Below are 1,555 nucleotides of genomic sequence, written 5' to 3' on the forward strand. Positions count from 1 at the left end.
CCTAAATTTCGAAAGCCCGTAATATCAAACACTGAATATAGTGGATCTGCCTCGCGGACTGTAAAAAAGTAGAGGTTTCCCAGTCCATTCGATTCAGATCAACGTTATGCAGATGCACTTTCCCCCTCCCCGCTGAAGAGGCTGCGATTTCTTCCATGTTAAATTTAGGGTTTTCTCATTCCAAAAGTGCGATCCTGGCTTCTATTCGTTGCCATGCATATCGGTTTGCAAAGTCTTTCGCCAGCTTGAGAATGATGTTGCGGCTATGCCGAATAATCGTTGCTGCGCAATGGAAGAACTCTAATCGGAACCGTGCGATTGTGTAACCTTGATGTACCGGTTCGCAGCAGCTTCGCTTGAATCGCTCGAACAAATTGTAGGCGAGTAATTTGATCAACAAGTCGAGTTCATTCGCCTCAAATTCGCTCGTCGCAATTCTATCAATGGAGAAGCCGTTCTTCGCTTCCTTGATATAGTTCTCCATGCAACAGCGTTGGTTGTAGAAGCGCCACAGATCAAGCGGCTCCCATTCGAGGTTGGTGACGATCGCTTCGTATTGCCAGTCCGAATCGAACACCATGCGGGTCTGGCCATCATCAACGATGTGTGCCTTGCGAATAATGGCTACGCGGCGCGGCTTCTCCCAAGATGTCGCTTTGTAGATGATCGTAATCCCTTCGATGATCCAGTCTTCATCGACGAATCGTTTCCAGTACCGGCAGGCTGCGACTTGTTCTGCAAGGCGCTTTGTCCATTTCAACTTTCCGACGTAACCGATTCCTTTGCCTTCCCACAGGCCGTAGAAATCTTCACCGCCGAAGCCCTTATCGAACCTCGCGTACTTCACCGGATGCTCCCTCAGCAGTTCGAAGGTTTGGTGAAGAAAAGCTGACGCATCCGTGGAGGAGTGCGTATTGCCCGAACGTAGAACGGCATTCAAACATAGACGAGACTGTCCTTCGAAGGCCAGCAAAGGATGATAACTCTTACGGCCGGGCTTATGCGGGTTCGTGCCTTTAGCCGCTCCGCCCTGATCGCCATATACGGTTTCAACGGTGGAGTCAAGGTCCAGAATGAGAGCCTCTGGTAAACAAGGTCCAATGATTTCCTGATTGAGCGACCGCAATTCGGGCAACAGTTTCGGGTGCGATTTGCTAAGACGCGACAACTCTTTGTATAACAGCGAATGGTGCGGACAGCGTCCACCGAGAAACCGCTTTAGAAGCGAGTCTTGCTGTAGCTTGCGGAAATGGAAGAGGCGTTCGCAGCCGAGCATCCAGCCGACGACGAGATAAAGCAGAATACGGTAGACGGGGAACAGCGAGTTGTTTGCTTTCATGCATGACAGCCTTTGTAAAGCAGCGGCAAACTTGATTTTTTCGAGGTATTCCAGGAAGATTTTGATGCCGCCGAAACTGGTCGCGTTTTGTAAGGAAAATTCGGTCTTGATTTTGCTGATGGGTGTGGTAGACTTCACCTAAAAGGTGCTCCTCTCTTTGGGTGTAGTGTTCTCGACAAACACCATTCTACCAAAGATTTGGGCACTTTTTTATGT

The 1,555-nt window shown here is 49.3% G+C and carries 1 protein-coding gene; it reads right to left on the minus strand.

From position 1 onward, the window contains the following. Positions 1 to 175 precede the first annotated feature (175 nt). Complete coding sequence (locus tag KJQ12_RS18875; RefSeq protein WP_213486944.1) at positions 176 to 1,477, minus strand: IS1380 family transposase; 1,302 nt, start codon at positions 1,475 to 1,477, stop codon at positions 176 to 178. Positions 1,478 to 1,555 lie beyond the last annotated feature (78 nt).

Origin of the sequence: Thermobacillus xylanilyticus, from assembly GCF_907165215.1 — a bacterium.
Taxonomy (GTDB): domain Bacteria; phylum Bacillota; class Bacilli; order Paenibacillales; family Paenibacillaceae; genus Thermobacillus; species Thermobacillus xylanilyticus.